Source organism: Ligilactobacillus murinus, assembly GCF_003288115.1.
Lineage (GTDB): Bacteria > Bacillota > Bacilli > Lactobacillales > Lactobacillaceae > Ligilactobacillus > Ligilactobacillus murinus.
Map to the genome: position 1 here is coordinate 347,613 of NZ_CP023565.1, position 26,964 is coordinate 374,576.

Annotated in this window: 36 protein-coding genes and 1 tRNA gene; 36 read left to right on the forward strand and 1 reads right to left on the reverse strand. The window is 40.3% G+C overall.

From position 1 onward, the window contains the following. Nucleotides 1–2 precede the first annotated feature (2 nt). The 35 genes from CPS94_RS01720 to CPS94_RS01890 all read left to right on the forward strand — a co-directional run bounded on the left by CPS94_RS01720 (nt 3) and on the right by CPS94_RS01890 (nt 24,993). Nucleotides 3–332: a DUF1828 domain-containing protein gene (locus tag CPS94_RS01720; protein ID WP_112286337.1), complete on the forward strand. Its 330-nt coding sequence runs from the start codon at nt 3–5 to the stop codon at nt 330–332. Between the two features lie 81 nt (nt 333–413). Next, nucleotides 414–788 carry a helix-turn-helix transcriptional regulator gene (locus tag CPS94_RS01725; protein ID WP_238145368.1) on the forward strand — a complete coding sequence of 125 codons (375 nt, stop codon included), beginning with the start codon at nt 414–416 and terminating at the stop codon, nt 786–788. A gap of 164 nt (nt 789–952) precedes the next feature. Continuing rightward, nucleotides 953–1,507: a DUF1642 domain-containing protein gene (locus tag CPS94_RS01730; protein ID WP_112286339.1), complete on the forward strand. Its 555-nt coding sequence runs from the start codon at nt 953–955 to the stop codon at nt 1,505–1,507. Nucleotides 1,508–1,510: 3 nt separating this feature from the next. Next, nucleotides 1,511–1,771 carry a hypothetical protein gene (locus tag CPS94_RS01735; protein ID WP_112286340.1) on the forward strand — a complete coding sequence of 87 codons (261 nt, stop codon included), beginning with the start codon at nt 1,511–1,513 and terminating at the stop codon, nt 1,769–1,771. A 43-nt stretch (nt 1,772–1,814) separates the two neighbouring features. Then, nucleotides 1,815–2,042, forward strand: a complete 228-nt coding sequence (locus tag CPS94_RS01740; RefSeq protein ID WP_162626391.1) for a DUF6877 family protein — start codon at nt 1,815–1,817, stop codon at nt 2,040–2,042. A 78-nt stretch (nt 2,043–2,120) separates the two neighbouring features. Next, on the forward strand, nt 2,121–3,374 hold the full coding sequence (locus CPS94_RS01745; protein ID WP_112193438.1) for an RNA-guided endonuclease InsQ/TnpB family protein: 1,254 nt from the start codon (nt 2,121–2,123) through the stop codon (nt 3,372–3,374). Nucleotides 3,375–3,570: 196 nt separating this feature from the next. Next, nucleotides 3,571–4,266, forward strand: a complete 696-nt coding sequence (locus CPS94_RS01750; RefSeq protein WP_112286342.1) for a phage minor capsid protein — start codon at nt 3,571–3,573, stop codon at nt 4,264–4,266. Then, on the forward strand, nt 4,253–4,480 hold the full coding sequence (locus CPS94_RS01755; protein ID WP_112286343.1) for a hypothetical protein: 228 nt from the start codon (nt 4,253–4,255) through the stop codon (nt 4,478–4,480). Before CPS94_RS01750 ends, CPS94_RS01755 begins: the two co-directional genes overlap by 14 nt. Nucleotides 4,481–4,591: 111 nt before the next feature. Beyond that, complete coding sequence (locus CPS94_RS01760; protein WP_162626392.1) at nt 4,592–5,170, forward strand: phage scaffolding protein; 579 nt, start codon at nt 4,592–4,594, stop codon at nt 5,168–5,170. 11 nt (nt 5,171–5,181) lie between these two features. After that, nucleotides 5,182–6,057, forward strand: a complete 876-nt coding sequence (locus tag CPS94_RS01765; RefSeq protein WP_112195514.1) for a capsid protein — start codon at nt 5,182–5,184, stop codon at nt 6,055–6,057. 16 nt (nt 6,058–6,073) lie between these two features. After that, nucleotides 6,074–6,463 carry a head-tail connector protein gene (locus CPS94_RS01770; RefSeq protein ID WP_112195512.1) on the forward strand — a complete coding sequence of 130 codons (390 nt, stop codon included), beginning with the start codon at nt 6,074–6,076 and terminating at the stop codon, nt 6,461–6,463. Beyond that, on the forward strand, nt 6,457–6,822 hold the full coding sequence (locus CPS94_RS01775) for a putative minor capsid protein (protein WP_112195510.1): 366 nt from the start codon (nt 6,457–6,459) through the stop codon (nt 6,820–6,822). The genes CPS94_RS01770 and CPS94_RS01775 overlap by 7 nt, the downstream gene beginning before the upstream one ends. Continuing rightward, complete coding sequence (locus CPS94_RS01780; protein ID WP_112195508.1) at nt 6,822–7,178, forward strand: minor capsid protein; 357 nt, start codon at nt 6,822–6,824, stop codon at nt 7,176–7,178. Before CPS94_RS01775 ends, CPS94_RS01780 begins: the two co-directional genes overlap by 1 nt. Further along, nucleotides 7,178–7,576 (forward strand): phage tail terminator protein, encoded by a 399-nt coding sequence (locus tag CPS94_RS01785; RefSeq protein ID WP_160192574.1) that lies wholly within the window; start codon nt 7,178–7,180, stop codon nt 7,574–7,576. The genes CPS94_RS01780 and CPS94_RS01785 overlap by 1 nt, the downstream gene beginning before the upstream one ends. 15 nt (nt 7,577–7,591) lie before the next feature. Then, entirely contained in the window at nt 7,592–8,155 is a 564-nt protein-coding gene (locus tag CPS94_RS01790; RefSeq protein ID WP_112195504.1) for a phage tail tube protein, read from the forward strand. A 52-nt stretch (nt 8,156–8,207) separates the two neighbouring features. Next, complete coding sequence (locus CPS94_RS01795) at nt 8,208–8,666, forward strand: hypothetical protein (protein WP_112286345.1); 459 nt, start codon at nt 8,208–8,210, stop codon at nt 8,664–8,666. 5 nt (nt 8,667–8,671) lie between these two features. Then, nucleotides 8,672–9,316, forward strand: coding sequence for a Gp15 family bacteriophage protein (locus CPS94_RS01800; RefSeq protein ID WP_112286346.1), 645 nt, complete (start codon nt 8,672–8,674; stop codon nt 9,314–9,316). Between the two features lie 4 nt (nt 9,317–9,320). Continuing rightward, complete coding sequence (locus CPS94_RS01805; protein WP_112286347.1) at nt 9,321–9,980, forward strand: hypothetical protein; 660 nt, start codon at nt 9,321–9,323, stop codon at nt 9,978–9,980. 44 nt (nt 9,981–10,024) lie between these two features. Continuing rightward, on the forward strand, nt 10,025–11,278 hold the full coding sequence (locus CPS94_RS01810) for an RNA-guided endonuclease InsQ/TnpB family protein (RefSeq protein WP_112193438.1): 1,254 nt from the start codon (nt 10,025–10,027) through the stop codon (nt 11,276–11,278). Between the two features lie 187 nt (nt 11,279–11,465). Then, on the forward strand, nt 11,466–15,263 hold the full coding sequence (locus tag CPS94_RS01815) for a tape measure protein (protein ID WP_238145369.1): 3,798 nt from the start codon (nt 11,466–11,468) through the stop codon (nt 15,261–15,263). Then, nucleotides 15,250–15,969 (forward strand): distal tail protein Dit, encoded by a 720-nt coding sequence (locus CPS94_RS01820; protein ID WP_112286348.1) that lies wholly within the window; start codon nt 15,250–15,252, stop codon nt 15,967–15,969. The genes CPS94_RS01815 and CPS94_RS01820 overlap by 14 nt, the downstream gene beginning before the upstream one ends. After that, nucleotides 15,969–17,921 carry a phage tail spike protein gene (locus CPS94_RS01825; protein ID WP_182465656.1) on the forward strand — a complete coding sequence of 651 codons (1,953 nt, stop codon included), beginning with the start codon at nt 15,969–15,971 and terminating at the stop codon, nt 17,919–17,921. The genes CPS94_RS01820 and CPS94_RS01825 overlap by 1 nt, the downstream gene beginning before the upstream one ends. Before the next feature lie 14 nt (nt 17,922–17,935). Next, complete coding sequence (locus CPS94_RS01830; protein WP_112286349.1) at nt 17,936–18,823, forward strand: hypothetical protein; 888 nt, start codon at nt 17,936–17,938, stop codon at nt 18,821–18,823. A gap of 16 nt (nt 18,824–18,839) precedes the next feature. Next, on the forward strand, nt 18,840–19,307 hold the full coding sequence (locus CPS94_RS01835) for a hypothetical protein (protein WP_112195493.1): 468 nt from the start codon (nt 18,840–18,842) through the stop codon (nt 19,305–19,307). 18 nt (nt 19,308–19,325) lie between these two features. Then, nucleotides 19,326–19,703 carry a hypothetical protein gene (locus CPS94_RS01840; RefSeq protein WP_112195490.1) on the forward strand — a complete coding sequence of 126 codons (378 nt, stop codon included), beginning with the start codon at nt 19,326–19,328 and terminating at the stop codon, nt 19,701–19,703. Nucleotide 19,704: 1 nt separating this feature from the next. Beyond that, nucleotides 19,705–19,836, forward strand: a complete 132-nt coding sequence (locus tag CPS94_RS01845) for an XkdX family protein (protein WP_112195488.1) — start codon at nt 19,705–19,707, stop codon at nt 19,834–19,836. 15 nt (nt 19,837–19,851) lie between these two features. Further along, nucleotides 19,852–20,361 (forward strand): Ig-like domain-containing protein, encoded by a 510-nt coding sequence (locus CPS94_RS01850; RefSeq protein WP_112195486.1) that lies wholly within the window; start codon nt 19,852–19,854, stop codon nt 20,359–20,361. Between the two features lie 5 nt (nt 20,362–20,366). Further along, nucleotides 20,367–21,356 (forward strand): hypothetical protein, encoded by a 990-nt coding sequence (locus tag CPS94_RS01855; RefSeq protein ID WP_112195484.1) that lies wholly within the window; start codon nt 20,367–20,369, stop codon nt 21,354–21,356. 37 nt (nt 21,357–21,393) lie between these two features. Then, nucleotides 21,394–21,768, forward strand: a complete 375-nt coding sequence (locus CPS94_RS01860) for a hypothetical protein (RefSeq protein ID WP_112195481.1) — start codon at nt 21,394–21,396, stop codon at nt 21,766–21,768. Nucleotides 21,769–21,774: 6 nt separating this feature from the next. Then, a complete protein-coding gene (locus tag CPS94_RS01865) occupies nt 21,775–21,966 on the forward strand; it encodes a hypothetical protein (RefSeq protein ID WP_112195479.1) in 192 nt (63 codons plus the stop codon). Continuing rightward, complete coding sequence (locus CPS94_RS01870) at nt 21,957–22,304, forward strand: phage holin, LLH family (RefSeq protein WP_112195477.1); 348 nt, start codon at nt 21,957–21,959, stop codon at nt 22,302–22,304. The genes CPS94_RS01865 and CPS94_RS01870 overlap by 10 nt, the downstream gene beginning before the upstream one ends. Next, nucleotides 22,304–23,560: a LysM peptidoglycan-binding domain-containing protein gene (locus CPS94_RS01875; RefSeq protein WP_191981793.1), complete on the forward strand. Its 1,257-nt coding sequence runs from the start codon at nt 22,304–22,306 to the stop codon at nt 23,558–23,560. Before CPS94_RS01870 ends, CPS94_RS01875 begins: the two co-directional genes overlap by 1 nt. A gap of 9 nt (nt 23,561–23,569) precedes the next feature. Further along, entirely contained in the window at nt 23,570–24,595 is a 1,026-nt protein-coding gene (locus tag CPS94_RS01880) for a collagen-like triple helix repeat-containing protein (protein ID WP_112195474.1), read from the forward strand. Between the two features lie 4 nt (nt 24,596–24,599). Then, nucleotides 24,600–24,884 carry a hypothetical protein gene (locus CPS94_RS01885; RefSeq protein ID WP_112195472.1) on the forward strand — a complete coding sequence of 95 codons (285 nt, stop codon included), beginning with the start codon at nt 24,600–24,602 and terminating at the stop codon, nt 24,882–24,884. Continuing rightward, the gene (locus CPS94_RS01890) at nt 24,877–24,993 is read left to right on the forward strand and encodes an XkdX family protein (protein WP_112195469.1); all 117 of its coding nucleotides are present in this window, start codon (nt 24,877–24,879) and stop codon (nt 24,991–24,993) included. Before CPS94_RS01885 ends, CPS94_RS01890 begins: the two co-directional genes overlap by 8 nt. A 534-nt stretch (nt 24,994–25,527) precedes the next feature. On the opposite strand, the gene CPS94_RS11280 is transcribed toward CPS94_RS01890, so the two are convergent. Next, nucleotides 25,528–25,599 (reverse strand) — tRNA-Arg (locus tag CPS94_RS11280). A 66-nt stretch (nt 25,600–25,665) separates the two neighbouring features. On the opposite strand from CPS94_RS11280, the gene rpoN reads away from it, so the two are divergent. Further along, nucleotides 25,666–26,952, forward strand: coding sequence for an RNA polymerase factor sigma-54 (rpoN, locus tag CPS94_RS01895; protein ID WP_112195467.1), 1,287 nt, complete (start codon nt 25,666–25,668; stop codon nt 26,950–26,952). Nucleotides 26,953–26,964 lie beyond the last annotated feature (12 nt).

The window sequence follows — 26,964 nt, forward strand, 5'->3', positions numbered from 1 at the left end:
TGATGATATATGAACGAGAAGGCGACGAGATAATCACAGGCGCATCAGATGTACTGTGGGATAATATAACATTTGTGGTGATTGATGACAAAATGTTGTCCGATGATGGCTATACGTATGTTAACGCTGGCCTTAACGGTGTTGAGGAGCGATGGAACGAAGAAACGATAAGTGAAATCGTTCTTAAATATGGTTGTAAGTTGCACGACAGAAAAATTGCACACAAGATTTTTGGCGATAATATCGAAGGAGCAACAATGGCAATGATACAGGCTGTAACTGCAGTTGAAACGTACTTGTATTTTATGAATGCAACGGAGGGTGACAAATGACAGGAAAGAAACGCAGTCGCAAGCGTGACAAGCGCAAACGACGTCAGAAGAAATTAGAACGAGCGAAGGAGCGTGCACAAGTTGAGAAACAGAATTAGAGAGATAAGACTTGAAAAAGGTATCAGTCAGCAAAAATTAGCTGATGAAATTGGCGTTACTAGACAAGCTATTTCATTATTTGAAAAAGGTGATAGGGATCCTAAACTTGAAACATGGATAAAGCTAGCTGATTATTTCGGTGTATCGGTCGGTTATCTGCAAGGTATCGAAGAGCAGTCTACAACTGATATTCAAAACCAGAAGCGGTGGAATGAGAGAGAACGATCGTTTTTAAAAGCTTTACGTGAGTCGTATATGCTTGATGGATCATGGGAAGATTTAGCACAGACTTTTAAACGGGAATGGCATAAACACGAGTTAGAAGAATGGAGCGTGCAGGCCAATGCTCGTGATTAAGTGGCTGATGCTGATAGCGTTCATGCTATTTATGAGCGTTATCGCATTTGCGAATGATGAAAAATGAAAAAAGTGGCTATTTTTAACAATAGGCGGTAGGTTTTAGCACCGAATAATCAAAAAAAGCGCTTTTTTGAATAATACAAATTTGGAGAGTTAACAAAATGACAGAAGAAAAAGATTTTTGGATCAACAAAGCTGAAGTATATGCCTTAAGTAATGCTGAAGGAACGGCATATAAAGTGAAGCAAGAGATGATGAACAAAAGAGGCTGGTACAAGCTGGCCAGCAATGAAGAGATCATTAAACGGGTGGTGCTAACTCCCGAAGAAGCTGAATGGTTTGATAAAAATAGAAGATTACCGTCTCTGGACCACAATATTAACCTAGAGTTTTTTAGCAGGTTGGCTGAACAGGCTACAAAATATCCAGAGATTGACCGATGGGCTTTTACAAAAAGAATTATGCGGGCTTACGTCTTAGGTAATTATGTGGTCAAAGAGAGAAAGTATTATATCAAACTGAACTTTGATGATGAGTATTTAAGGGTAGATCGTTATAATGACTCGTGGTATTGGGGAGGCGGAACACCGACGGAAATGGGACGATCACAATTTACGCAAGATGAAATCGACGAGATGCAAAAAGATCCACGAGCCAAAGGGCTTAATCTCAACGTGTTAAAGGTCGAAGTACCTGAAGATGAATTGGAGGAATGAGAAATGCTAAAAGAGTATAGAAAGACAGCAACGATCAAAGCTGAACAATTTGACGGATCGTTTGAAATGATGATGAGATATCCAATTCAGTATGCACCGTTTATTTCAGAAATTTTGCCACCTGGTTATTCTTTGAAAACGCTAGAAGGCGATATGAAGTTTGATGTAGGCGATTATATTGCTACTGGATTCGATGGTGAGCATTGGGCAATCAAGAAAGAAATTTTTGAGAAGACTTATGAATTAGTGGAGGAAGAAGAGTGATTGGGCAACGTCCTATCTTTGGTGATCAGAGGAGCAAAACACGGTGGTCCGCTTTTTTGAAAGGAGAACAAAGGTGACAGCTAAAGAAAGAATAGCTGAGTTGCTAAGTAAGTACAGCTATCCGATGTCGGTGATCGAAGATGTAATTAAACGTACAAGCGATTACTATCTATCGCATACACCAGCGGATGATAATGATCCTTACTTATGGCAACAAGTAAGATATTTGGAGAATTTTAATAATAGTTGGGCGGAAATCCCCTTACTTTAGTGAGGGGCTGGATAGCCCTAGCTTACGTCAGTAAGCTATTAATATGATATATTAATAGTTGAAAGGTGGTGAAGTAAAATGAAATCAATGAGTAAACTAGCTTATCACTTTGGGTTAAAAATGCGAATTTATCCTTCGACTAAGCAAAAGCAAATTATTCAAGTCAACTCTGATATTAGTCGCACGGTGTATAATAAGATGGTGGCGATTGACCAAGAATTATACCACTTAAAGCAAGTTAAATTGCCAATTGATACTATCCAAGCACGGATTGTTGACTTGGAGAGTCGTAAAAACGCTAGAAACATGTCTAATCACTACCAATATATGCAAGATAAACGAATTGATAGTTTGACTAAAGCTAATGCAATCCAAAACTATCAAAAGGCTTGGAAATTGTATCGGAAGGTTCATAAAGCTGGCACACCTAACTATCATAAGAAAAGTTATCGACAAAGTTATCAAACCAATTGCCAGTACGGTAAAAATAAATCCATGGATATGTTTAGTGGGTCAGTTAGATTTATTGATAAGAAGCATATCCAAATGCCCAAATTAGGTAAATTGAGAGTCAGTGGCTCATACCGTCGTATTTTAGATAAGAAAAGCGATATTAGAATCGGAACAGTAACTATCTCAAAAGATAGTGCTGATAGGTATTTTGTTTCCATGCAATTAGGGTCTGATACCCCATTCGTTAAAATCTTACCTAAAACCAATTCTCAAATCGGCATTGACCTTAATACCGAGAACTTCTTAACGACTAGTGACGGCGTAATTGTTGATAACCCACGTTATTATCGAACTATTAAGCATAAATTAGCTAAGGCTCAACGAACCTTATCACGGCGTGAATTGCGAGCTAAGAAAGAAAACCGTTCCTTACGTGATAGTAAGAATTATCAAAAACAAAGACACTTAGTAGCTAAGTTGCATGATAAAATTCGCAATCAACGAAAAAACTTCTTAAATTATCTCTCCATGGTACTTATCAATAACCACGATTTGATTGTGGCAGAGAATCTAAGAAGTAGTAATTTGTTGAAAAATCACGCTTTAGCTATGTCAATTTCTGATGTCGGTTGGCGAAGCTTTTTACAAAAATTAGAATACAAAGCTAATTTATACGGACGAATCTTTATTACCGTTAACCCAAAGAACACAACGCAAATGTGTCATACGTGCAAATTTGTAATGGGAACTGATGATACTCAAAAACTAACCCTAAAGGACCGTCAGTGGATATGCCCTCAATGTGGAGCTTTCCACATTCGTGACCACAATGCTAGTCTAAATATCTTAGACAAAGGCTTAGCTAAGTTGGCTAAATAACTCATTAAAATAGTCCGTTTGGCAACTTGCGGACTCTAATGGCGTTGGTAATTAGCGTGTCAGACTTATGATTTATCTCAGATGGATTATAAGCAGGGCTGTATCTACGCAAATTGTGATTAAAAGCCGTAAGGCTTAGCCTCACAAGCCCCTCACTTTAGTGAGGGGTAGTTGACAACAAGCGAGTATTGAGAGCATGACAGGCCTAAAAACTAACGAACAAGCGATAAAAGATGCGATCTATAAGCAAGTTGATGCAGGTCTAAAATCAAATATGGTGGATAAAGCTGGACATCGATGGAGTATTGAAGGTTATACCCGCACCGTGATCACCACAACTGTAAACCGTGCGCATCACGAGCTCAGAACTCAGCGTATGAAAGATTACGGACAAACATTGTGTGTAATGAGTTGGCATATGGCAAGTCGTGAAGCTTGTGCGTATATACAAGGTCACGTTGTCAATATGGTCCCACCAAATGATCCACGATATAACGCTAAATACGACAGCATCTATAATCATGGATATGGTCAACCTAGTGGAACGTTGGGCATCAACTGTCATCATAATTTTTATCCATTTTCAGAAGATACGAACACTAACAATCAGCATCCAACGGTCACACCGGAAGAAGCGATCAAGAATGCTGGATTACAGCAAAAGCAACGTCAGTATGAACGATCTATCAGAGATGCTAAGAAACGCTTACGAGTGGCAGAAGAATTGGAAGATGAAACAATGATAGCCAATTCTAAAACGCTTATTGCAAACAGGCAGAGAAAGCTTAGACAGTTGATCAAGGAAGTAAATAAAAATGATCAGATATTGGCTCGTGACTATAATCGTGAACAAATAGCTCAAAGCAATATGAGAAACGATGAAAATAGATAAAAAAACCAATATTTGGGATGTCATGGATGCTTTTTATCATAAATGGTGCATTGTTACTATGAAGAATGGCGATAAGAAGAAGTTGTATATTGTCGATGTAGATTATGAAACGTGGGGGTATGATATGATTATCTACAATCACACTGGGAGTAAATCTTACGGAGATGATGACATTCCCTTTGGCAAGATAGACTTTATTGAGTTAGCTGAATAAAGTTGCACCCACAATTCACTCGACCCGAGCAAGTCGTTAAAAGGCTTATTTTTTATGCAATCAATCTCGTGGAGCGTTCCACGAAAAATAAAAACGATAGGAGAGATTTGCATGGCATTAACAAGAGAGTTTTTAAAAGAACACGGCTTATCTGATGAACAGATCACGTCAGTAATGACCGAGCATGGTAAGACTGTTTCGGATTTTAAAAATGATGTTCAATCACTAACTAGCGAACGTGATAGCTTGAAAGAACGAGTTACCGATCGTGATAAACAACTTGAGGATCTCAAGAAGTCTGCTGGTGATAGCGAAGAACTGCAAAATCAGATCAAGCAACTTCAAGATGATAATAAGGCGGCGTCAAAGGATTACGAAGCTAAGCTTGCCAAACAGGCTAAAGAATTCAAAATCCAAAACGCTTTGAGAGATGCAAATGCAAAGAATGTCACTGCCGTTCAAGCGTTGCTAAAAGCAGATGATATTACTATCGGTGATGATGGTAAGTTGAATGGCTTTGATAATCAGCTCGAAGCGATCAAAAAAGATAATGCCTTTTTATTTGAAGATGAGAAAGCACATCAAAACGGACGGATCGTTGTTGGTGCAGGCCTTGGAAATGACAATGGCAAAGAAGCTAGCAAAGATCCAATTATTTCTAAGATTGCTGAACGCATGGCAAACGAATAGGAGGAAACAAAATGGGAATTGTATTGGATAGTAAAGATTTAGCAAAGATCGATAGTGAATTTCACGCTGACTCTAAGATTTGGCAACCTTTAACAGGTGGGGCAAAATCAATCAGTGAATCGGATTTTACAGGTGTACGTTCTGTACGTATCAATAAGATGGACGGTTTTGCAGACGCTACAGCGTATGTACGTAACGGTGACAACACACGTAAGAATGTAAACGTCACAAAAGAAACGATTGAGCTCACTAAAGAAGAATGGATCGGTTACGACTTAGATCAGCTTGATATGTCTGAAAATGGAGCATATACAGTAGCTAATGTTGTACGTGAACACACACAGCGTATCACAGTGCCACATCGTGATAAATTCATGGCTCAAAAGCTATATGATACAGCAACTGATGGTGGTAAGTTAGTAACGGATAGTATCGACAGCAAGAATGCACTAGCAGCTTATGATGATGTAGAACAATACATGACTGACAACGAAATTCCGGGCGGATGGATCATGCTTGTATCATCTGATTACTATAAAGCATTGAAGAACTCTGACGGAGTCAATAAGTCGTTTACAGTAAATCAACAATCGATCAACGGTATCGATCGCCGTGTTGCTCAATTAGATGGAGGCACACCGATTTTGACAGTACCTAAGCAACGTCTGCAAGGATTAAGTATCACAGATGACGTTAATTTCATGGCAGTTCCATTATTTGCTGTGGCACCGATCGTAAAATATAACACAATTGATGTTATCTCGCCAGAAGATGACCGCTCGGGCTATCGTTGGACGATCAAAGGCTTAAGCTACTATGACGCTGTTATTTTTGAGAACGCTAAGAAAGCTATTTATGTGGCAACACAACCAGCTAAGTCAAAATAGTTAGGTGGTGATAACCGTGTATATTAGTTTTGAAGACTACGTAAGTTTAGGGTATGACGCTGTAGATACTAATGATTTTGATAGAATTGCAAAAAAAGCTGAACGTATGATCGATAACGCAACTCGAGACTTCTATGTTATCCGTAATATTGAAGAAGATACGTTCGGTTTGCGAGCCCAAGCATTCAAGCGGGCAATCTGTGAACAAATAGATTTTATCAATGCCGGTGGCGGAACATCGTATGATATGGCTAACTCTAACTTTTCGAGTGTGTCGATCGGACGGTTATCACTTACGCCGGGAGATAAAGTATCCAATAAGGTCGTTGCTGGCTTATGTCGTGAAGCCTACACACTTTTAGCGCATTACGGTTTGTTGTATCGTGGGGTGGCATCAACATGGTAAACATTCCACGGATAAGCAAACAATTGTGTAACCAAAAAGTAGAATTTATCGAGAGCAATGTCAGTGATGAAACAGATGATTGGGGCAAACCGATCAAAACAGAGAAAGCAACACAGGTAAATAATGTGATCGTACAAGAGCAAACGATATACGCAGGCAACGGTAATAGTCGTGTCATCACGGCTAATGCAGTTGTCTTTTTGTTTGCGGGTGTAACTGATCCGATGCCAAAACTTTCAAGAGAAGATGTAGGCAATAAGATCAAATATGCCGGAAAAGAGTGGACGATCATCAATATCGTTGTCAATCAAGATCCTTTTAGTAACGGTGTTTATAGTTATGAATTGGAGGTGTTGTGATGAGTGTAACAGTTTCTTTTCATGGCGATGGATTTGATAAAAAGGGTTCATCCAGTAGGCTTGACTCAGCTTTATATCATGCAACCAATCAAGCAGCTGCTGACATGGATCAATTTGTTCCGTTCAAAAGTGGGTACTTGTCCAATACTGGTCATACGTTTAAAAATCACATCAGTTGGCAAGCTCCGTATGCAAGGGCTCAATTTTACGGTGTTATCAATGGTAGTCCAGTAGTTAATTACACACGAAATCAACACCCACTTGCTACCAAGCGATGGGATTTAAAGGCTAAGTCTTTGTACATGAATGACTGGAAGAGAGCCTTTATAGTTGGTTGGGAAAAAGGAGGACAATGATGGATCTAGAAAGTGTTTTGCAAAAAGTGATCAACAAGCTTGAACTGCCAACTGCAATCAAGCGTGGCTATATGAATGGCAAGAAAATTCCCGAATTGAGAATCTATTCTTTACCAGGATCAAATGTCATTAGCTGCGACTACGAAGGTAACAAGACTGAACAATTCAATTTTGAGATCGCTATGCGTTCCGACGATGAGGCTCTGATCAATCAGTGCCTTTTTTTAATTGCTGAATTGCTTGGCGATCATGATTTTTCTGTTGTCAGTCAAGACAATAGTTTTATTTTTAACACACTACAACTGACATCGTTCCCACACATTATTTCTGCTGATCCTGCAGGAGTAGCGGTTTATGTGCTTGATTTTCAAGTTGTAGTTGACACATTCAATAAATAATTAGGAGGTATTAACATGGCAATTACTACTACAAAAGTCGCTAACTCTGAACCTGTGAGCGACGGATTTTTACTGAACTCAACTAATCAATACTATATCGATGTTACTGGTGGTGACAATCTAGCTGATGTTACCGACGCAAAGTGGGCCCGCTTGGCAAAAGGAATCGCTAGTGTAACACCGGCTGGAAACGAAACAGCGAACAACGATGCTTACTACGACGGTGGCGCTTACGGATCTAATGACATCACTGGTAAGCGTCCGCAATGGTCTTTTTCTGGGCATCGCGTTTACGGCGATAAAGCTCAAGACTTTGTTGCAGGCAAAGAATTTGCCGTCGGTGAAGCTCTTAAGACACGTATGTTATGGATCAATTCGACTGGTGAAATGATCGTAGCACATGTAACTATCATGACGATCGTTGCAAGTGGCGGTAACGCTAACGCAAAGCAAACATTTAGTTTTGTTTTGGGGATGAACGGCGAACCTGTGATCCCAAACGGCAAACCTAAAGTTGTCGCAGGCGACGAAGATGGTTTGTTCAAACTTAGTGATCAAGTCACTGGTTCAACTGACTAATCAATAAAGCGACAGAGACGAGAGATGTGAGACGAAAATGGAGGAATTTAAAATGGCTGTAAAACAAATTAACTTAGACGCACTTATTGATAACACTACAAAAGCAGAAGTTCGTATTGCTGGCAAAGTATATCCGATCACAATCGATGACGAAATGTTTAAACGATTGACCGAATTGCAAGCTGAACTTGCGACATATTTTGCTGAATTAGGAGATATCAGTGAAGAAAAATTTGCTGAGATCGGTGCTGATGGACGTAAAGAAATCATCAGCAATATGTTTAACGAGATCAACAAGAAAATGATGTCAACATTAGATGAATTACTAGGCCAAAACGAAGGTCACCGTTTATATGAACGGTTAGGTCGAAAGACAGTTGCTTTATCTTATTTGATTGGAGAACTTCGCAAGATCTATACCGATTCAATTAAAGAAAAACAAAAGGAAGAAAAGAAGCAAAACGATCGTATGAGTCTTTATACCAAGAACAAGCGCAAAAAACGGAAGTGATATAGATGATCAGTTTGACCGAAAAATTAAACCGATCGATTGAATACCGCGGCAAGTTTTATGCGGTCAACTTAGCATTTGATAACGTGCTTAGATTCTATGAAATGCTCGACGATGAAGTACTTGACAACGATCATAAATTTTTGACAGCTTTCAAGATGTTTTTTGAAGATGATGCGCCACTTGATCCAGATTTTGTGATCACTGGAACTGACGCACTGATCAAATATATTGGTCAGCAGTCGTATGGATCGTCAGAACCTGAAAAAGATATCGCAGGAAATGAGATGGAGTCTATTAAGTACTACTCGTACACGAAAGATGCGGAAGCGATATTTGCTAGTTTCGTGCAGTGCTACAACATTAATTTAGCTCGTGAGTTGTATAAGCCAGCAAATGAGCGTTTGCACTGGGATGAGTTCAAAGCTTTGTTTAATGGCTTAAGCGAAGATACTTACATCATGCGTATTATCGATATAAGACGCAGATCGCTTGATGGGCTAGAAGGTGAAGCACTGAACTCGTTGCAAGAAGCTAAGGATCATTTTTCATTAGGACAGCAGTTCAACGTTCAAGCGCAAGAGCAACGTGCAGACGCTGCTTTTAGCGGCTTTTATAACATGGCTAAACATCAACAAGAAAGGAAGTGATTAGATGGCTGATGGTGTTGTTACGATCGATATCGATATGCCACTCGATAAGTTTAAGAGCGATATGCAGCTAGCAGAGAGCTTGTTGAAAAAACTTGGTAATGGCGCAGGTAGCGAAATGGATAGCGACTTTAAAAAAGCGTCAAGTAATGTTGTGAATGAAGCAAAAGACGTCAAAAAAGACGTTGACGCTGAACTAAAGAAGCCAACAGCTACGATCACTCCTAAAGTCGATGATAGCGATGCGCAAAAAGGCACGCAGAAGATCATCACGAGCTTGCGTAAGCTACCTAAAGAACAAAAAGTAAAGTTAGACGCAGACGCTAAAAAGGCCGGCATAGACGACTTTACGACCCTTTTAAAACGAGTTCCAAAGAAGACACGTACTGAGATCTTAGCACAAGCACAAAAAGGCGAAGTCATCGACTATGAAGCTTTGCTAAACAAGCTACCTAAAAAGATATTGACCGAAGTCCAGCTAAATGATAATGCAAGCGACAAGCTAAGAGCTATTAAGAAAGAGTCTGAAAGCACTGAAACAGGTTTTACTCGCTTAAAAACTATTGTAGCTGGTTCATTTCTTGGTGGTGCTGCTTTAATAATAGTTGGGCGGAAATCCCCTTACTTTAGTGAGGGGCTGGATAGCCCTAGCTTACGTCAGTAAGCTATTAATATGATATATTAATAGTTGAAAGGTGGTGAAGTAAAATGAAATCAATGAGTAAACTAGCTTATCACTTTGGGTTAAAAATGCGAATTTATCCTTCGACTAAGCAAAAGCAAATTATTCAAGTCAACTCTGATATTAGTCGCACGGTGTATAATAAGATGGTGGCGATTGACCAAGAATTATACCACTTAAAGCAAGTTAAATTGCCAATTGATACTATCCAAGCACGGATTGTTGACTTGGAGAGTCGTAAAAACGCTAGAAACATGTCTAATCACTACCAATATATGCAAGATAAACGAATTGATAGTTTGACTAAAGCTAATGCAATCCAAAACTATCAAAAGGCTTGGAAATTGTATCGGAAGGTTCATAAAGCTGGCACACCTAACTATCATAAGAAAAGTTATCGACAAAGTTATCAAACCAATTGCCAGTACGGTAAAAATAAATCCATGGATATGTTTAGTGGGTCAGTTAGATTTATTGATAAGAAGCATATCCAAATGCCCAAATTAGGTAAATTGAGAGTCAGTGGCTCATACCGTCGTATTTTAGATAAGAAAAGCGATATTAGAATCGGAACAGTAACTATCTCAAAAGATAGTGCTGATAGGTATTTTGTTTCCATGCAATTAGGGTCTGATACCCCATTCGTTAAAATCTTACCTAAAACCAATTCTCAAATCGGCATTGACCTTAATACCGAGAACTTCTTAACGACTAGTGACGGCGTAATTGTTGATAACCCACGTTATTATCGAACTATTAAGCATAAATTAGCTAAGGCTCAACGAACCTTATCACGGCGTGAATTGCGAGCTAAGAAAGAAAACCGTTCCTTACGTGATAGTAAGAATTATCAAAAACAAAGACACTTAGTAGCTAAGTTGCATGATAAAATTCGCAATCAACGAAAAAACTTCTTAAATTATCTCTCCATGGTACTTATCAATAACCACGATTTGATTGTGGCAGAGAATCTAAGAAGTAGTAATTTGTTGAAAAATCACGCTTTAGCTATGTCAATTTCTGATGTCGGTTGGCGAAGCTTTTTACAAAAATTAGAATACAAAGCTAATTTATACGGACGAATCTTTATTACCGTTAACCCAAAGAACACAACGCAAATGTGTCATACGTGCAAATTTGTAATGGGAACTGATGATACTCAAAAACTAACCCTAAAGGACCGTCAGTGGATATGCCCTCAATGTGGAGCTTTCCACATTCGTGACCACAATGCTAGTCTAAATATCTTAGACAAAGGCTTAGCTAAGTTGGCTAAATAACTCATTAAAATAGTCCGTTTGGCAACTTGCGGACTCTAATGGCGTTGGTAATTAGCGTGTCAGACTTATGATTTATCTCAGATGGATTATAAGCAGGGCTGTATCTACGCAAATTGTGATTAAAAGCCGTAAGGCTTAGCCTCACAAGCCCCTCACTTTAGTGAGGGGTAGTTGACATGGGATCACAATGTTAGTAGACGGTCTAAAAGATGTTGTCGTTGAAGGGGCTAACGCTTCAGATGCGATGGACAAATTTAGATCGACAATGCAACTTGGTGGCTTTGGCGAAGATGAGATCAAAAAGACATCTGATCAAGTTATGGACTATGCTAATAAGACAGTCTATGGACTAGATGACATCGCTAATACGACTGCTCAGTTAGCCGCTAACGGTATTAAGGACTATATGGGGCTGACAGAAGCGGCGGGTAACTTGAATGCTCAAGCTGGTGGTAACGCTGAGACATTTAAATCAGTTGCTCTGATGCTTACGCAAACGGCTGGTGCTGGTAAGTTGACTACTGAAAACTGGAACCAACTTGCTGATGCTATTCCGGGTGCGTCTGGCGTGCTTCAAAAAGCTATGAAAGACGCTGGCGCATATACTGGCGATTTCCGCGATGCTATGGCTAATGGTGAGATCACAGCTCAAGAGTTTAGTGATGCTTTGATGAAACTTGGCCAAACTGACGGAGCTAAAAAAGCCGCTGAGTCTACCAAAACTTTTGAAGGTGCGATCGGTAACTTACAAGCTGCAGTCGTTGACGGTATGAAAAACGTCATCGATGCGTTTGGTAAGGATCGTATTACTGGACCTATCAATGGTTTTGGCAACATTGTGCAAGATACGTTTGGCAAGATCACAAAGACGATCGAGAATAACAAGAAAGTTATTGATACGCTTGCTGGTGTCTTTTCTGGAGTTTTTGGAGCGATCGGCAACACTTTATCTATGTTTGCGACGAGTTTCAAAGTTAACGTGGCGGGTGTGTTGAATAATAAAGAGATCACTCAAAATGTCGAGAGTTTTAAAAAGAGCTTTGATCGAGTCATGGATGCGATCAAGCCTATTGAACAGGCTATTGGTGGTCTTTTAGGCGTGATCACAGGTGGGGCTTTTTCACTTGCTGTTGACCTTGTCAAAGGGTTGGCAAAAGGCTTAGGTTTAACGGGTGATGAAGCTGATAAAGCGAAAGGTAAGCTAGATTTTAGCGGTGTAGCTCGGATCTTTTCAACTGTATCGCAGGCTTTGAATACAGTTTTGAGCTTTGTTAAGCCAGTAGTAAGTGCGTTAGGAGAGATGGCGGGTGTTATTGCTAAGTCTGCTTTTTCAACATTCGCAGATGTGCTTAATGACGTTGGTAAAGCGTTAGGTGCTGCGTTTGATAAAATATCACCACTTATTCCCGCATTGAGTGATACTGATAAAAAAATGTCTGCTATTACTAAACATGAAGGAGCTCTAAAGGCTGTTGGTGTCGCGTTAGGATCAATTGCAACAGCTTTTACAGCAATTAAGGCGGCTTCTACAGTTGCGAGCGTTGTTACATCGGCAGCCTCTGCTTTTAAAGTGCTATCTGGAGCTATTGATATTGTCGGTGCTTCACTTTTGGTTTTCGGAGACTTCCTTGCAGCTAATCCAATAATTTTGATTATTGGTGCAGTAATAGCATTGGGCGTCGTAGTTTACGAAGCTTACAAGCACTTCAAACCATTCAGAGATTGGGTGAATAAAACTTGGGATGCACTCAAGAGTTTTGGATCTGGAGTTGCTAAAGTTGGCAAACAAATCTATCACGGTATTGTTGATGGATTATCCGGAGTAATATCTTGGATCAAGAAATGGATCAAAAATATCGGAAAAGTAATTGATGACATTACAAAAACTATAAAGAAGCCACTTTCAAATATTTGGAAAGAGATCCAACCAATTGTTAAGTCAGGTATGAAAGTTATCTCTGCTATCATTGATCTTGAAATGACGGTCTTAAAGAAAGGTTGGTCAACAGCTTGGGGCTTAATGTCTGGTGCTGTTAAGTTGGCTTGGAAAATAATTGAACCAATTGTAAAAATTGGTATGAAGATTATTTCTAATGCTATCAAAGTCGAAATGGAAATAATTAAAATAGCTTGGAAACTTGCTTGGAATGCTTTATCTACGACTGTTAAAGTGGTTTGGAAAGTCATGGAACCTATCGTTAAATTAGGGATGGGCATTATAAAGGGTATTATCTCTGGAACGATGAGTGTTATCAGTGGTCTTTGGAAAGGTGCATGGAACTTGATCAAGGGCGTCTTACATGGCGTTTGGGAGATAATGAAGCCAATCGTAAAAACTGCCTTAGATGTGATAGCAGACGTCATCAAGATCGTAACAAATGCGATCAAAGGCAACTGGTCTGGCGTTTGGAATGGTATTAAAAACCTATTTAGTGATATTTGGAACGGTATTAAGTCTATTGGGTCGGGAGCAATTAACGGTCTGAAAGATATCATTATCGGAGTTGCTAAAGGTATTGACAGTGCTTGGAGAGGAATTTGGGACGGCGTTGCAAAATTCTTTAGTGGGATTTGGGATGGTATGAAAAATGCTGCTAAGGCTGGATTTAATGGGATCATTGATTTTGTGAATGGTGGTATTAAAGGTATTAATGGCGTAGTTCATTTCTTCGGTGGTAAAAAACAGACCATTGATCTTATTCCACGTTTAAAAGATGGTGGTCGGATGTCACGATCAACACTAGCGTTGGTCAATGACGAAGAAAGTCCAACATATCGAGAAGCTATTTTTAGACGTGATGGATCGGTTGAATTACCACAAGAGCGTAACGTACTTACCCACTTAGAGGCTGGTGATGCTGTTATGCCAGCTAAACAAACAGCTATGTTGCTAGGGCTACCGCAGTATAAAGAAGGTTTTGGTGATTGGTTAGGAAAGGCTGCCGACTGGATCGGTGATGTCAGTGGTGATGTTGGCGAATGGCTAGCTGATAAGATAGATCAATTAGAAGATGCTCTAAAGGATCCGTTAGGTGTATTAATGGGCCTTTTCAAGAAAAGTAAGAATAGTGCTGAAGCTATTTGGCATGACATCGGAGAGGGTGCTGGTAAATATGTACCTGAACAAGCTGTTGACTGGTTTAAAGGTATTTTAGACGGATTTAAGAAGAAGTTTGATGAATCTGGAGGAAACCCGCCAGGTGAAGGTGCAAAACGTTGGGAACCATATGTTAAAAAGGCATTAGCCGCTAACGGTTTACCAACATCAGATGCTTATGTACAGGCTTGGTTACGCCAAATTCAAAGCGAATCTGGGGGGAACCCTAAAGCAGTTCAAGGTGGCTATGTCGACATTAACACGTTGACTGGTGATCTCGCAAAAGGTTTATTACAGACGATTTCAGCGACATTTAATGCACATGCTTTTCCGGGCCACAAAGATATTTTCAATGGCTACGACAATATGTTAGCTGCGATCCATTATGCTAAAGCACGTTACGGATCTGACATGTTAGCCGTAATTGGACACGGTCACGGTTATGCTAACGGCGGTCATGTATACAACAAGCAGCTTGCGTGGATCGCAGAAGATGGTGACGAATTTGTGATCAACAATCGCAAGCCAAATGCAGACAGCTTGTTAGCTAGTGCAATCAAGCAACGGGCTGAGATCAACCCGAACAGCTTTAGCGCAAAGATCGCACATATTATCGATCGCGCTAAATTTAGTGGATCAAACGGTTACGGTATGGCGCCAAGTACGAGTCAAAGCGTTGGCGCTACTCATAGCACGCAAAGCTACACGGGTACTGATTATAGTCAACAAATCGAAGCTATCAATCGAAAACTTGATATCATTGCTGATAAGCAAGTTAAGGTAGATGGTCGAAGTTTTGCAGTCGCTTATGAAAGATACGGTACTCATGAGCGAAACCAAAGAGATATTTTAGGAAAGAGAGGTATGGCGATAGATGTCAATTTCTAGTAAAACGTATGGCTTTACGTTCAACGGTAGACATTCGAGCGAGTTTGACATGCGTGTTTTGGATACAAAGCAAATAACGCTACCTCAAAAGCGGAAAAGTTTAATACAATTGCCGTATAGCTCTAAGCAAGTAGATTTGAGCAATGTATATGGCGAAAATGTGTATGATGAACGTACGATCACGTTTCCTTGCAAAATACCTTTTGGGCGTGAAGATCCATACGCACTGTATAATCGAGTGACAGAGATCACACGTTGGCTATATCAGCCAGTTGGAAAGATTTTGTTACGTGATGATGCTATGCCGAATTATGCCTTTATGGGTGAAGTTCAGACAGCACCAACGTTAGAAGAAAACTATAACTTTTCAAAGCTTACAATCACATTTCAGTGTGATGCCTATCGACTCAAAAAGCGTTTTGATGATGTCTGGGATCCATTTAGCTTTGACCTTGATGCAGCGCAAGAAACTGAGTTCGATGTCAAGGAGTTTGAAAATCTGATGTTGATCAATACAGGGGATCGCGAAGCAGAACTTACAGTTACTTGTGAAAATCCAGTAGATCTTATTTTGAATGATCAACGTTATCACTTGCGTAGTGGTGGTAATTCAAATGATGACCTGATACTACCCAAGGGTGAAAGCTTGATCACGATCATTGGCAATGGCAAAGTATCATTTGATTGGACAGAAGAGGTGATCTAATGAGCAAAGGCTATCGAGTAACGATAAGGGAAGGCTGGAATGGCCCAGAAATGTTGCTTAATTCAGATATCTACCAACGTATTAGGTTAGTATCTGCAACAGTTTCAAAGAGCGTTAGCGCCTATGATAGCTTCACGTTTACACTGGATCCCTCACATAAACTCTATGCGGTTATTAAGCCGTACAAATTCTTTGTGAAAGTAACACGCCCAGATCAAAACAAAGTTCTTTTTGAAGGTCGTGTATTAACTTATTCAGACAGTATGGATACTAGTGGTGTCATTCAAAAAACAGCTGTATGTGAAGGACTTGAGGGCTTCTTGCATGACAGCGTACAGCCTTGGCGAGAGTTTCACGATACAACGCCTAAAGACTTTCTACAAGCGCTAATCAATGAGCACAACAAGCAAGTAGAAAGCTTTAAGCAGGTACGCTTAGGTAATGTTACAGTCACTAATTCAACTGATAATGTCTATCGTTTTGTTGATGATACAAAAGATACGTATGATAATATTCAAGACAAACTAGTCAGCCGTTTAGGCGGCGAGCTTAGAGTTCGCAATGAGGCTGGAAATTTGTATCTTGACTATATGCCAAAGATTGGTGGAACGGCTACGCAGAAGATAAAGTTGGCTAAGAACTTGCTGTCATCTTCAAGAAATATCGATCCTACCGAAGTAGTAACGGTCCTTAAACCGTTGGGAGCTACACAAGAGCGTCAAACAAACGAAGAAAACAAGACTGAGGTATCAAGTCCACGTTTAACGATCGCTAGTGCTAATGGTGGTAACGAGTATCTGCGAGATGAAGAATTGATCAAAGAATTTGGGATCAGAGCTAAAGTTCAGACGTGGGATGATGTCAATACTGCTGATACTTTGTTGCAGAAGGGACGTGCTTATCTAGCTTCACAAAAAGCTATCAAATACGAGATACAACTAACATATGTTGACCTATCTTATATCAAAGATGGTGTCGCTATGTTCGATTGTGGAGATACTGTTACCGTACAGAATTCTTTGCAAGGCCTAGAAATCGATGAACGGATCGTGTCAATGTCGATAGATCTATTGCAAGTTCAAAACACAACGATAACTCTAAGTAATGATCCTCTTTCTGTAAATGCGTATAGAAATCAATCATCGCAAGCTTATGATGCTGAACGTGACGCTTTTTATAATTTGATCAGAGATCAGAAGTTGAGCACTGCAGATCTCGAAAAGGCACTTAAAAGTTCAAATGCTCAAATTAAAAGCTTACAGCAGGCTTTGCAGGAACTGGAAAACAAATTCAATGGACAGACGCCACAGCCACAACCTGCGCACATCGGGAAAATTATTGACATCTCGGAATGGCAAGGTGTTATCGACTGGAATAGCGTTGTCAGAGATGACGTAACTTTAAGCATCATCAGAGTACAAGATGGATCGTCGCATCAGGATTTGAAATACATGGAGAACTTGCAAAAATGTATCAGCGCCGGCGGTAAATATGCAGTGTATGCTTATTTCCGAGGTACATCGACATCGGACGCACAGCAAGAAGCTAGAGATTTCTTTGAGAGAACACAGCGGGTTGTTGCTAACAAGCAACAGCCTGTTTTTTATGCGATCGATGTGGAAAGCGTTGAGATGGGCGGTAATGTATCTCAAATGCGAGCCGGCATTGAAGCGTTCATGTCACAGCTCAATACTTTAGGTGTCCCAGATCATAAGATCGTGTTATATATCGCAAATCATCTGTATAGTAGTTTCAACTTGAATACTGCAAGAGCTGGTGCGATCTGGATCCCCAGCTATGGACAAAATGATGGATCTATCGTCAATAGTACGAAGCCTACACATCCTTATGATCTTTGGCAATACACAAGCAAAGGCCGTGTGTCTGGGATCATTGGCAACGTTGATATGAACACAGAACCAAGTGATAAATTCAAAGCTTATCTTAATTGAAAGGAGGTGAGAAAGTGACATATCGAGATAACACACCGATCACGCAAGAGGATCTAAAAAAGCTTCAGCGTGATATTTCGGTGGGTGATGTTGAAAAGGTCGCTCAAACAGTCGCTACTTGGCTTAGAGAAAAGATGTACGGTAAAGACGTGCGTGAGACGTTAGCGCAATGGATCATCTATACCACACGTATCGCACAGTATCTGATCAATGACGAGCAAGAATTTAAGCGAGCGATGAACGATCTAAAACTTGAGCTTATCAATCGACAAGGGCAAGTTGAAGGACGACAAACCGACTTAGAGAACCAATTTTTGCAAGTGATCGCAAATGCGACAGTCGACAGCGAAGTTATTCTAGCTCGCAATTCTAACCGCTACGGTAGCTATATAACGCTAGATAATCGATTGGAACACATTGAGCAATTGCTTGCTTCATATGTTCCTGCAGGCTTTACGATCACGTTGAAGCACAACCAAAATCGTAATCCACGAGTCAATGTTTTGTATTACGAATACGCGATTGGCACGGAAACCGGGGGCTTTGGTACTGGTCCAAGTGGATCGTTTGGCGGTACTAACTTCACTAGCGTAGCACCACAGATCGAATATCAAGATCTAAATACTGTAGTGATCCATTTGCCAACGGCATATGCAATGCGTGGGGTCGTTGAATATAAGTATGGTTACTGGTATTTGATTGACGGGTATAAAACACTGCGCTTTGATCTAGGCGAAGTCGATGATCGACGTGCTTTGGCGGGGAATGGTCAACATCAGATCTCATCTGATTCAGTTGCACCACCGCAAACAGATCAACAGCCTACAACAGTGATCGCACCAAGAAATTTACGTGCGACACGGATCAATGATGAAACGGAAAAATTAGATTGGGAAAAATAAAGGAGGGTGATAGTTTATGACTATCTCGTTAGAAGCGATCGTTACTGGTATGAATGGTGGTCCGGAGGCTATCCAACAAAATTTCAATAAGGTCAAAGCTGAGCTTGAACGTATGAACGGTAGTGTAGTAGAAATTTCAAAAGAGCAGTTTACGCCGATCAATGGTTTTAGCGTTGAACGTAATGCTTGCAAGGGTCTCATCTTCAAATTCGATAGTTTTGCGATCATCTATTTTCAAAGTTATATCGGAAATGTCACACTCAAAGGATGGACGTTTAAAGAAGCCTTAGCTATTCCAAAGTCATATTTAGACGGTTTTACGAAGTTTGCTTCTTTTGGAGTTGGCAGACGTATCTCTGACGATGCAAAACAATATGATGTTGATTTTGAACCAGATAAAGCAATTGCAGCCATCTACACCCGTGGTAGTGAATGGAATGATGGCGGAATGGATATTAAATTTGCAGGTATCTTATACAACTAGAGAGGATGTGGAAATTAGATGTTGATTTATTATTTTGATGATACTAAGCGCTTTGCATATACTGATGTGATCGCTGATGATGAAACAATCCCAACTAATGCTACAACAGTTGCGCCAGTCAATGCAGATGGTACAGGAATGTATGCACCATCGTGGAGCGGAACAGAGTGGGTGTCAATGACTAAAGAAGAATTCGACAAAGAATTTGCACAACAACAGCGCCCGGATAACGTTCCAGCAGTAACGCCTGTGGAAAAGAAAGAAGCTCAGCAAATGTTGACAGTCGCTAAACTGCAAGCAGATGTTGATGCACTGAAGAAAAGTCAGGAACAAGGTGCTGCTATCTTAGCAACATTGATGGAACAACAAGCAAATAATGCAAAGGAGGCTAACTAGTATGCTATACAGTTACGAAGTAGTGAACCGTTTTTACAAAATGGGTCTATTCACAAAAGAAGACGTTCAATTATTCGTTGAAGTAAAGTATTTTGCAAAAGAAGATTATGACAAAATGTTCCCAGAAGGTTAAGGCGGGTGATCACAAATGAAGTTTTTCATTTATCGTGGTGAAGGCTCGACTGGACAACTGCAAAAAGTTGCAGAAGTCACAGATACAACGACATACACCGCAACAAATCTAAAAGCTAAAACAACGTATCGCTTTGCTGTTTCTGCGCATAATGGGCTACGTGAAAGCGAGAAGTCTAACATTGTGACTGTTGCGACATCCGGTATCTCTGCGGTATCAGTTACATTAACGATCAATTCGACTTCGCTGGAAGTTGGCGGGATCGCTAAAGCTACTGTGACGATCAACCCAGCAAATCAAACGGATGGCGCTGTTACCTATACGTCATCGAATGCGCAAGTAGCGACGATCGATCAAAATGGGAATATTACCGCAAAAAATACTGGTACAACGGATATTAAAGCTACAATCGGTGGCGTTGAGTCTAGCTTAGTACGTATCACGGTATACGAAGCGTTAGTCAATGTCAGTGGCTTGCGTAGTTCAAATGTGACAGCTAATAGCGTGACTTTGAATTGGAGTTGATGCAAATGCAGTATCGCATTTATAAAGATGACGTCAAGATCAAAGAAACAACATCAAGACAAGTTGAGATTACAGGCCTAAAGCCCAAAACGACATACACGCTAGGTGTTTCAGCATACAACGGACTACGTGAAAGTACACGAGCTATGATCACGATGACTACACGAGGTCTAGTTATGATCGTTGATAAGGCTTTACAAGTAGATTCAGAAGTAACGTTTGAATATTTAGAATATCCGTTTGGAGTTGTACCATTCGGAACCGAACCAGCTGGGATGTTCGGTGGCGGTAATCGGCAAACGCTACAAGGCAAAGTAGTATCTGTTTCTAATGGACAAAGCCGAGTTGAGTTAAAGAATAGTTTTGATAAATTGTCGGACGAGTTAAAACTAGTCACTAATTTGCAGATACCAGGGATCAATTTAGTTGCAAATTCAAGTAACTTTAAGAATTTGAATGGTTGGACTGATACTAATACCGTTGGCCAACCGTACTTAGGTAAGCACCCATTTTGGAAGAATAATACTGAAAATATGCTTATTATTTCAAATAAAAGTACAACGAGGGAAGTAACCGTTGGTTCGGATCGTTTTAGAGTAAAGCCAAATACAATTTACACTATTAGCTTTTCTGGGTTTCATAATTATGCTTTGGCAAGCTATGATGTATACTTTTTGGCACGCATGCACACTAGCCAAGCCTCTTGGACAGAAGCTATATTACCAATTGCGAGCCAAAAGTTAAGTAATAGTGGAGTGGTAAATAAGTCGGTAAGTTTTAATACTGGAAATAACGATGAGGGATATATTCGTTTTGACAATAACGCAACCATTCAAGAAGGGGTATCTGCTGACTTGTATTTAGCAAATATCAAAGTTGAGGAAGGTTCACAAGCAACACCATGGACACCAGCAAGGAAAGATATTTACGGTACAGACCAGATCGATAATAATTACTCGGCTTTCGATAGCTACAAGGCTATTTATCTTAAATGATTTTTTGTGGTGGGCGGGTAGGAAAAGGGTGTTAAAAATGTTAAAAAATATTAGAAAGAACCGATTTTGGCTATTGAAAGCGCTGGAGACTTATTCTCTGGCGTTTTTCTTTATCGTCAAACGATCTGCAGGAGTTTTTGATTGGGATCACAGTCCGCTAGCTGCACTTGACGATCCACCGTTTATCTTTATGCTGGCAGTTGTCGGGACTATTGCGCTAGTGTTTGCTTTGTGGGACATCAAGCACTTGTATTATAAGCAAATCATGACAGCTACATTGACTTTTGTGTGGTTAGCGTTTTTCTTGTCATTTTGTGCGAATGATGCGCTTCGTGGTGTTTATCTTAGTTTTCCGGGGATTTATTCGTTTTTCGTACTAATTGGAATAGTGATAGAACTTCGTTGGGAGTGATGGTTTGTGACTGACCAAGTGTGGGTCGCTGTGATTAGTACGCTTGGTTCTATAATTGTGGCTTACATCACAGCATCTGCTAATAGCAGAAAAGCTGATAAGGAAGATGATATCAGCGAATTAGAGAAGCTTAGAGAAGAAAATGCTAAGCTCAGATCGAAATTGAAAAATAGGGGGAACAAGAAAAAATGGAAATAAATGAATTAGTTGTTACGGTACTCGCAACTGTCTTAACTGCAGTTATCAGCTACTGCGGTCACTTGTTAGCTAAGAATAGTCAAGTGCTAACTGTTTTGCGTGCTATCGAACCTTTGGCAAAAGACGCTGTGATCGCAGCGCAAAAGCTTGGGGTAACTGAGTATTTAACGGGCGTGGCTAAGAAAAAACACGCAGTGCAGACTGTTGTTCAGGCGCTTTCTGACGCAGGGTTCACGATTACAGATGAGCAAGTGATCAAGAATGCAGTAGAAAAAGCGTATGTCGAGCAAAAAGAGTTACTTGCTCAATACCCGCAAAAAAAAGGAGGACTAGATTGATGAAAAAGAAGATTTTAGGAGTTGTCGCAACGGCAGCTCTTTTTTTATCGCTTGCAACGCCAATGACGGCACAAGCTGCTAAAGGCGATCATGGTGTCGACTGGGCCAAATATCAAGGTGCAAATGGTATCTTTGGTTATCCACACGATAAGTTTGCGATCGCTCAAGTCGGTGGTTATTACAATGGTTATTTTGCTGATCAGTGGACCTATCCGACACAAGTACAATATGCGATCGCACAAGGTAAACGAGCGCACACATATATCTATGCACGTTTTAGTAATAAGTGGGAAGCAGACCAAATGCTAAACCACTATTTGCCAAAGGTTCAGACGCCTAAGAAGTCCATTGTAGCTTTGGACGTTGAAGATGGTACACCGAACACCGAAGCAGTGCTGTACGCTTTAGATCGTGTTGAGAAGGCTGGTTATACGGCTGTTTTGTACGGTTACAAGAGTTTCTTACTCAATCATGTTGACTTAGCACGGATCGCACGACAATATCCACTCTGGTTAGGTGAGTACCCAGATTATAATGTTACACCAGAACCGAACTACAACTATTTCCCAAGCTTTGACAATATCGGTATCTTTCAGTTCACTAGTACGTACATTGCTGGTGGATTAGATGGTAATATCGATCTAACCGGATTGTCTGATGTTGGTTACAAAGGTGGTAATGTTGAAAAGCCAGTGACAAAGCCTGATGCAGTCAAGCAAGGGATCATCGCAGATAACACACCGAAGAAGAATATCACAACTGGTTACACAGTCAAAGTCAACTTCAGCGCTAAAAACTGGGCTAGTGGCGAAACAATCCCACAGTGGGTAAAAGGTCGTGACTATCCAGTAATTCAAACAAGTGGCAACAAAGTTTTGCTTGGGGGAATTATGTCATGGATCGATCGTTCTAACGTTGAGATCCTATCGACAGCTAAGCAAAACAACGCTCAAGCTACAACAAGTACGTACACAGTACAATCTGGTGATAGCTTGAGTGCGATCGCAACACGTTTTGGTACAACGGTCAGCGCATTACAGAGTGCTAACAACATTCGAAACGTAAACTTGATCTACCCGGGTCAAGTATTGCGAGTAAACGGCCAAGCTACAATCATGAGCGTATATACAGTACGATCCGGTGATAATCTAAGCACGATCGCTAGTCGTCTAGGCACAACAGTATCACACTTGCAAAGTGTGAACGGGATCAGAAATGCAAATATTATCTATCCCGGGCAAAATTTACGCTACTAGGTGATCGCTATGCGAAAAGTAGCGATAAACAATAGTCTGCAAAAAGCTCGTGATACAAGTCGTGTTTATGAGCTTTTGTTGTTTGACGACGACAAGCAGACTATCGTGTCAGAAAACGATAAGATCACCGTAAAAATCGGTAATAGGACAGGCTTTTTGCTCGACATCGAACCTGGTGTTGCAAATGGTGCGATCACAGTAGACAGCGAAAGATTTGCTGATCTACCTGCGGATGACTATCGACTTGAGATTTGGATGAAGCGCGACAATAAGCTCTATATTTATCCGGACGAGAAGCAGATCACATTGCGATTATCTAGCACGCTCAATGACATCACAGGTACAACGCTAAGCACGATCACGATCGAACAACTTAGAAAAGCGATCGCTGAAAGTGGTGGTGCTGGTGTACCTGTTGTTGGTCCGAAAGGCGATAAAGGCGACCAGGGACCACAAGGTGAAACTGGTCCCAAAGGAGATCCTGGACCAGCCGGTCAAGATGGCAAGTCTGCCTACCGAGTTTGGCTTGATTTAGGCAACGCAGGATCAGAGCAAGACTTTATCGACAGTTTGAAACCTAAGTCTGAGACTGGAGTCAGATGTGCGCCAACTTCATGGACACTCGATCGCACTACTAAGCCTTGGACCATTTGGCTAGACAATGGTTGTGGTCTGCAATTCCCAGAATACGAAACAACTGGAACCGTTTATGGGTACGGTTTTGCAGAAAATTTAACAACGACTGATTTCGATAGCTGGCCACTAATTCCAAATGTAATTCGAGCGTCAAGAGGGGCGATCACAGTCGAAAAGTTCAGAAGCAAGAGTGGTGTTTTCGATTACTGGTCGCCAACAACGAAAGTGATCGCATCACTACAAGATGCAAGTAAATATGACTGGACCAACGCTTTTGGCGATGAAGGAACTAATGCGGAATCGTTTGGGCGAAAACCAGTTTTTGCTAGAGTTATGTTCGAGCTCGGCATCTGGTCCGAGGCTGATATTTTGAGCTTAGGAGCTAAAAAGAAAGGATAATTCAATGGAAGAATCGAAAATTTATTACGCATTTGATCCAGTGACGAAAGAATTTGCTGGAGAAGTGATGTTAAAAAATAAGACAGAAAACATGACTGAATCACCACCAGTCCGAGAATTTAACGGAAAGACATATCATCTCGATAATCCCGTCTGGGACGGCGAAAAATGGGTAGGCAAGAATAAGGAACTAGATGTCTTAGATGCTATTAAAGATCTATCTATTCAAGTAGCGCAAAATACAGCGGTTCTTGAAACCGTAACAGGAGGTGATCACGAAAATGTATAACGTATGTAAGTCGCTTCATAAATTAGGCTTGTCAATCAAGCGCTTTGTTAAGATGGGCTCTATCACAGCTGAGCAGTATGAAGAGATCACAGGTGAGAAATATGAATAGCTAGACTAAGCGTCACACTCGAAAAAGTATCAGGTGTGGCGCTTTTTTTGTTGCAAAAAAAATTACCCCCCAACATAAAGTTGGAAGGTAAGACTGTTGCGAGTAACCAGCTCGCTATCAAGGTATGAAACCTTGCTATCAACATCTTCATAATAAGATAGTTATTTATTTATGTCAAGATATTTTGTATACTAATGTGGTACGTGAAATCTAACCAATTTCAATTAGTACACAAGGTGGTGAAGTACCTTGCTATCAACATTTTTAAGCTTGATCTTGGCTATCCTAGTCAATTTAGTATCAAGCATTATCTATGATTGGTTGAAAAACCATCTATAGATAACATGGCCCTGGTCGCTTCGGTGATCAGGGTATTTTTTTATAAAAATAGCACCTCGTAAAAAATACAAGGTGCTAGCTTACACGAGACAACAACTGGACAACAAAATATAAATTCATATCATTTTTTAACTGATTGTTGTCTTTGAAAACGTTGATTTAACACAATTAACTGTTTTTAACTGCATATTAAGATGCATCACCTGGGAGTCGAACCCAGATTACAAGAACCGGAATCTTGCGTGCGATCCATTACACTAGCGATGCGTACTTTATTATATTAAAATATATTTGATATGATTACAAGTATAAATTTGCAAAAAGGATAAAAAAATGAAACTTAGACAAGATGCAACATTACAACAAAAGCAACAAGGTAAGCTGATCATGACGCAAAAAATGCAACAATCGATCCAAATGCTCAAATTTAATGCTAGCGAACTTCAAGACTATCTCTCACAGATCGAATTGGATAACCCTTTTGTAGCTGTTTCATTTAATGGAAGTTCAAGCGGACAGCCATTGCCAGATTTTGTGACACCGCCAAGCAAAACTAGCTCGCTTTTTGATTATTTACTCGATCAAGTCAATCTAACAATGCGAAAAACTGTTTTGCGTGATTGGGTCGTCTACTTTGTCCAAAATTTAGATCAAAATGGATATCTAAAACTAGATACAAAAAAACTGGTCCGTGATAAAAAGATCGACCAAACAACACTTGATGATGCCTTGACCCTTTTGTGGCGCTTAGATCCTCCAGGAGTTGGTGCGCGTGATCTGCAAGAGTGTTTATTACTTCAGATCGAAAGTGAGCGGGGGCGCGATGATCTAGCTTATTGCGTGATCGCTGAGCATTTTGAACTCTTTACGCAAAGTAAATGGGAACAGATCGCTGAAAAAATGGCGATCGATCTAAAGCAGATGCAGGCGTTGATCGATTATCTAAAGACGTTGTCAGCTGCACCAGGTAAGGCTTACGATCAAAGTGAAACTGCCTATATCGCGCCAGATCTGATCGTTAAAAATATTAATGGTACCCTCCAAGCAGAATCAACTACTTTAGTCAAGCCACGGATCATTTTCCGCAAAAGTTATTATGAAAGTTTAGTTGGTGAGCTCGATCAAAGCGTGTCTGACTATTTAAAAGAAAAAAAGAAGCAATATCAAACCTTAGTAGCCGAGTTGGCTCAAAGGCAAAGTACGATCGAGCGAGTTGGAGCCGAGATCTTAGCGCGTCAGCCAGAATTTTTTACGGCCTTAGATCATCCATTAAAACCGATGCTATTGCGTGATGTAGCCCAAAAATTACAGTTACACGAATCAACAGTCAGTCGGGCAGTGAATGGTAAATATTTGCAGACTGACTTTGGGATCTTTGAATTGCGGAGTTTCTTTTCCAAAGCGATCAATACTGATCAAGCTGGCAATGAAACTAGTGTTGATGAAGTATATAAAAAAATCCAGGCTTATATTGAAGCTGAAGATAAACATAAACCACTTTCAGATCAAAAATTAGTAGAGCAGTTACAAAGTGATGGACTGAAAGTGTCCCGTAGAACAGTTGCCAAGTATCGTGAAAAATTAAATATCGCTTCTTCAAGTAAACGAAAAAGATTTTAAGTGACCAAACCA

Excerpts from the sequence above, each read along its gene's own strand:
- CPS94_RS01720 (WP_112286337.1), top strand. The coding sequence starts at position 3 with ATGATATATGAACGAGAAGGCGACGAGATAATCACAGGCGCATCAGAT.
- CPS94_RS01730 (WP_112286339.1), top strand. The coding sequence starts at position 953 with ATGACAGAAGAAAAAGATTTTTGGATCAACAAAGCTGAAGTATATGCC.
- CPS94_RS01735 (WP_112286340.1), top strand. The coding sequence starts at position 1,511 with ATGCTAAAAGAGTATAGAAAGACAGCAACGATCAAAGCTGAACAATTT.
- CPS94_RS01745 (WP_112193438.1), top strand. The coding sequence starts at position 2,121 with ATGAAATCAATGAGTAAACTAGCTTATCACTTTGGGTTAAAAATGCGA.
- CPS94_RS01750 (WP_112286342.1), top strand. The coding sequence starts at position 3,571 with ATGACAGGCCTAAAAACTAACGAACAAGCGATAAAAGATGCGATCTAT.
- CPS94_RS01755 (WP_112286343.1), top strand. The coding sequence starts at position 4,253 with ATGAAAATAGATAAAAAAACCAATATTTGGGATGTCATGGATGCTTTT.
- CPS94_RS01760 (WP_162626392.1), top strand. The coding sequence starts at position 4,592 with ATGGCATTAACAAGAGAGTTTTTAAAAGAACACGGCTTATCTGATGAA.
- CPS94_RS01765 (WP_112195514.1), top strand. The coding sequence starts at position 5,182 with ATGGGAATTGTATTGGATAGTAAAGATTTAGCAAAGATCGATAGTGAA.
- CPS94_RS01775 (WP_112195510.1), top strand. The coding sequence starts at position 6,457 with ATGGTAAACATTCCACGGATAAGCAAACAATTGTGTAACCAAAAAGTA.
- CPS94_RS01780 (WP_112195508.1), top strand. The coding sequence starts at position 6,822 with ATGAGTGTAACAGTTTCTTTTCATGGCGATGGATTTGATAAAAAGGGT.
- CPS94_RS01785 (WP_160192574.1), top strand. The coding sequence starts at position 7,178 with ATGGATCTAGAAAGTGTTTTGCAAAAAGTGATCAACAAGCTTGAACTG.
- CPS94_RS01790 (WP_112195504.1), top strand. The coding sequence starts at position 7,592 with ATGGCAATTACTACTACAAAAGTCGCTAACTCTGAACCTGTGAGCGAC.
- CPS94_RS01795 (WP_112286345.1), top strand. The coding sequence starts at position 8,208 with ATGGCTGTAAAACAAATTAACTTAGACGCACTTATTGATAACACTACA.
- CPS94_RS01800 (WP_112286346.1), top strand. The coding sequence starts at position 8,672 with ATGATCAGTTTGACCGAAAAATTAAACCGATCGATTGAATACCGCGGC.
- CPS94_RS01805 (WP_112286347.1), top strand. The coding sequence starts at position 9,321 with ATGGCTGATGGTGTTGTTACGATCGATATCGATATGCCACTCGATAAG.
- CPS94_RS01810 (WP_112193438.1), top strand. The coding sequence starts at position 10,025 with ATGAAATCAATGAGTAAACTAGCTTATCACTTTGGGTTAAAAATGCGA.
- CPS94_RS01815 (WP_238145369.1), top strand. The coding sequence starts at position 11,466 with ATGTTAGTAGACGGTCTAAAAGATGTTGTCGTTGAAGGGGCTAACGCT.
- CPS94_RS01820 (WP_112286348.1), top strand. The coding sequence starts at position 15,250 with ATGTCAATTTCTAGTAAAACGTATGGCTTTACGTTCAACGGTAGACAT.
- CPS94_RS01825 (WP_182465656.1), top strand. The coding sequence starts at position 15,969 with ATGAGCAAAGGCTATCGAGTAACGATAAGGGAAGGCTGGAATGGCCCA.
- CPS94_RS01835 (WP_112195493.1), top strand. The coding sequence starts at position 18,840 with ATGACTATCTCGTTAGAAGCGATCGTTACTGGTATGAATGGTGGTCCG.
- CPS94_RS01840 (WP_112195490.1), top strand. The coding sequence starts at position 19,326 with ATGTTGATTTATTATTTTGATGATACTAAGCGCTTTGCATATACTGAT.
- CPS94_RS01845 (WP_112195488.1), top strand. The coding sequence starts at position 19,705 with ATGCTATACAGTTACGAAGTAGTGAACCGTTTTTACAAAATGGGTCTA.
- CPS94_RS01850 (WP_112195486.1), top strand. The coding sequence starts at position 19,852 with ATGAAGTTTTTCATTTATCGTGGTGAAGGCTCGACTGGACAACTGCAA.
- CPS94_RS01855 (WP_112195484.1), top strand. The coding sequence starts at position 20,367 with ATGCAGTATCGCATTTATAAAGATGACGTCAAGATCAAAGAAACAACA.
- CPS94_RS01860 (WP_112195481.1), top strand. The coding sequence starts at position 21,394 with ATGTTAAAAAATATTAGAAAGAACCGATTTTGGCTATTGAAAGCGCTG.
- CPS94_RS01870 (WP_112195477.1), top strand. The coding sequence starts at position 21,957 with ATGGAAATAAATGAATTAGTTGTTACGGTACTCGCAACTGTCTTAACT.
- CPS94_RS01875 (WP_191981793.1), top strand. The coding sequence starts at position 22,304 with ATGAAAAAGAAGATTTTAGGAGTTGTCGCAACGGCAGCTCTTTTTTTA.
- CPS94_RS01880 (WP_112195474.1), top strand. The coding sequence starts at position 23,570 with ATGCGAAAAGTAGCGATAAACAATAGTCTGCAAAAAGCTCGTGATACA.
- CPS94_RS01885 (WP_112195472.1), top strand. The coding sequence starts at position 24,600 with ATGGAAGAATCGAAAATTTATTACGCATTTGATCCAGTGACGAAAGAA.
- CPS94_RS01890 (WP_112195469.1), top strand. The coding sequence starts at position 24,877 with ATGTATAACGTATGTAAGTCGCTTCATAAATTAGGCTTGTCAATCAAG.
- rpoN (WP_112195467.1), top strand. The coding sequence starts at position 25,666 with ATGAAACTTAGACAAGATGCAACATTACAACAAAAGCAACAAGGTAAG.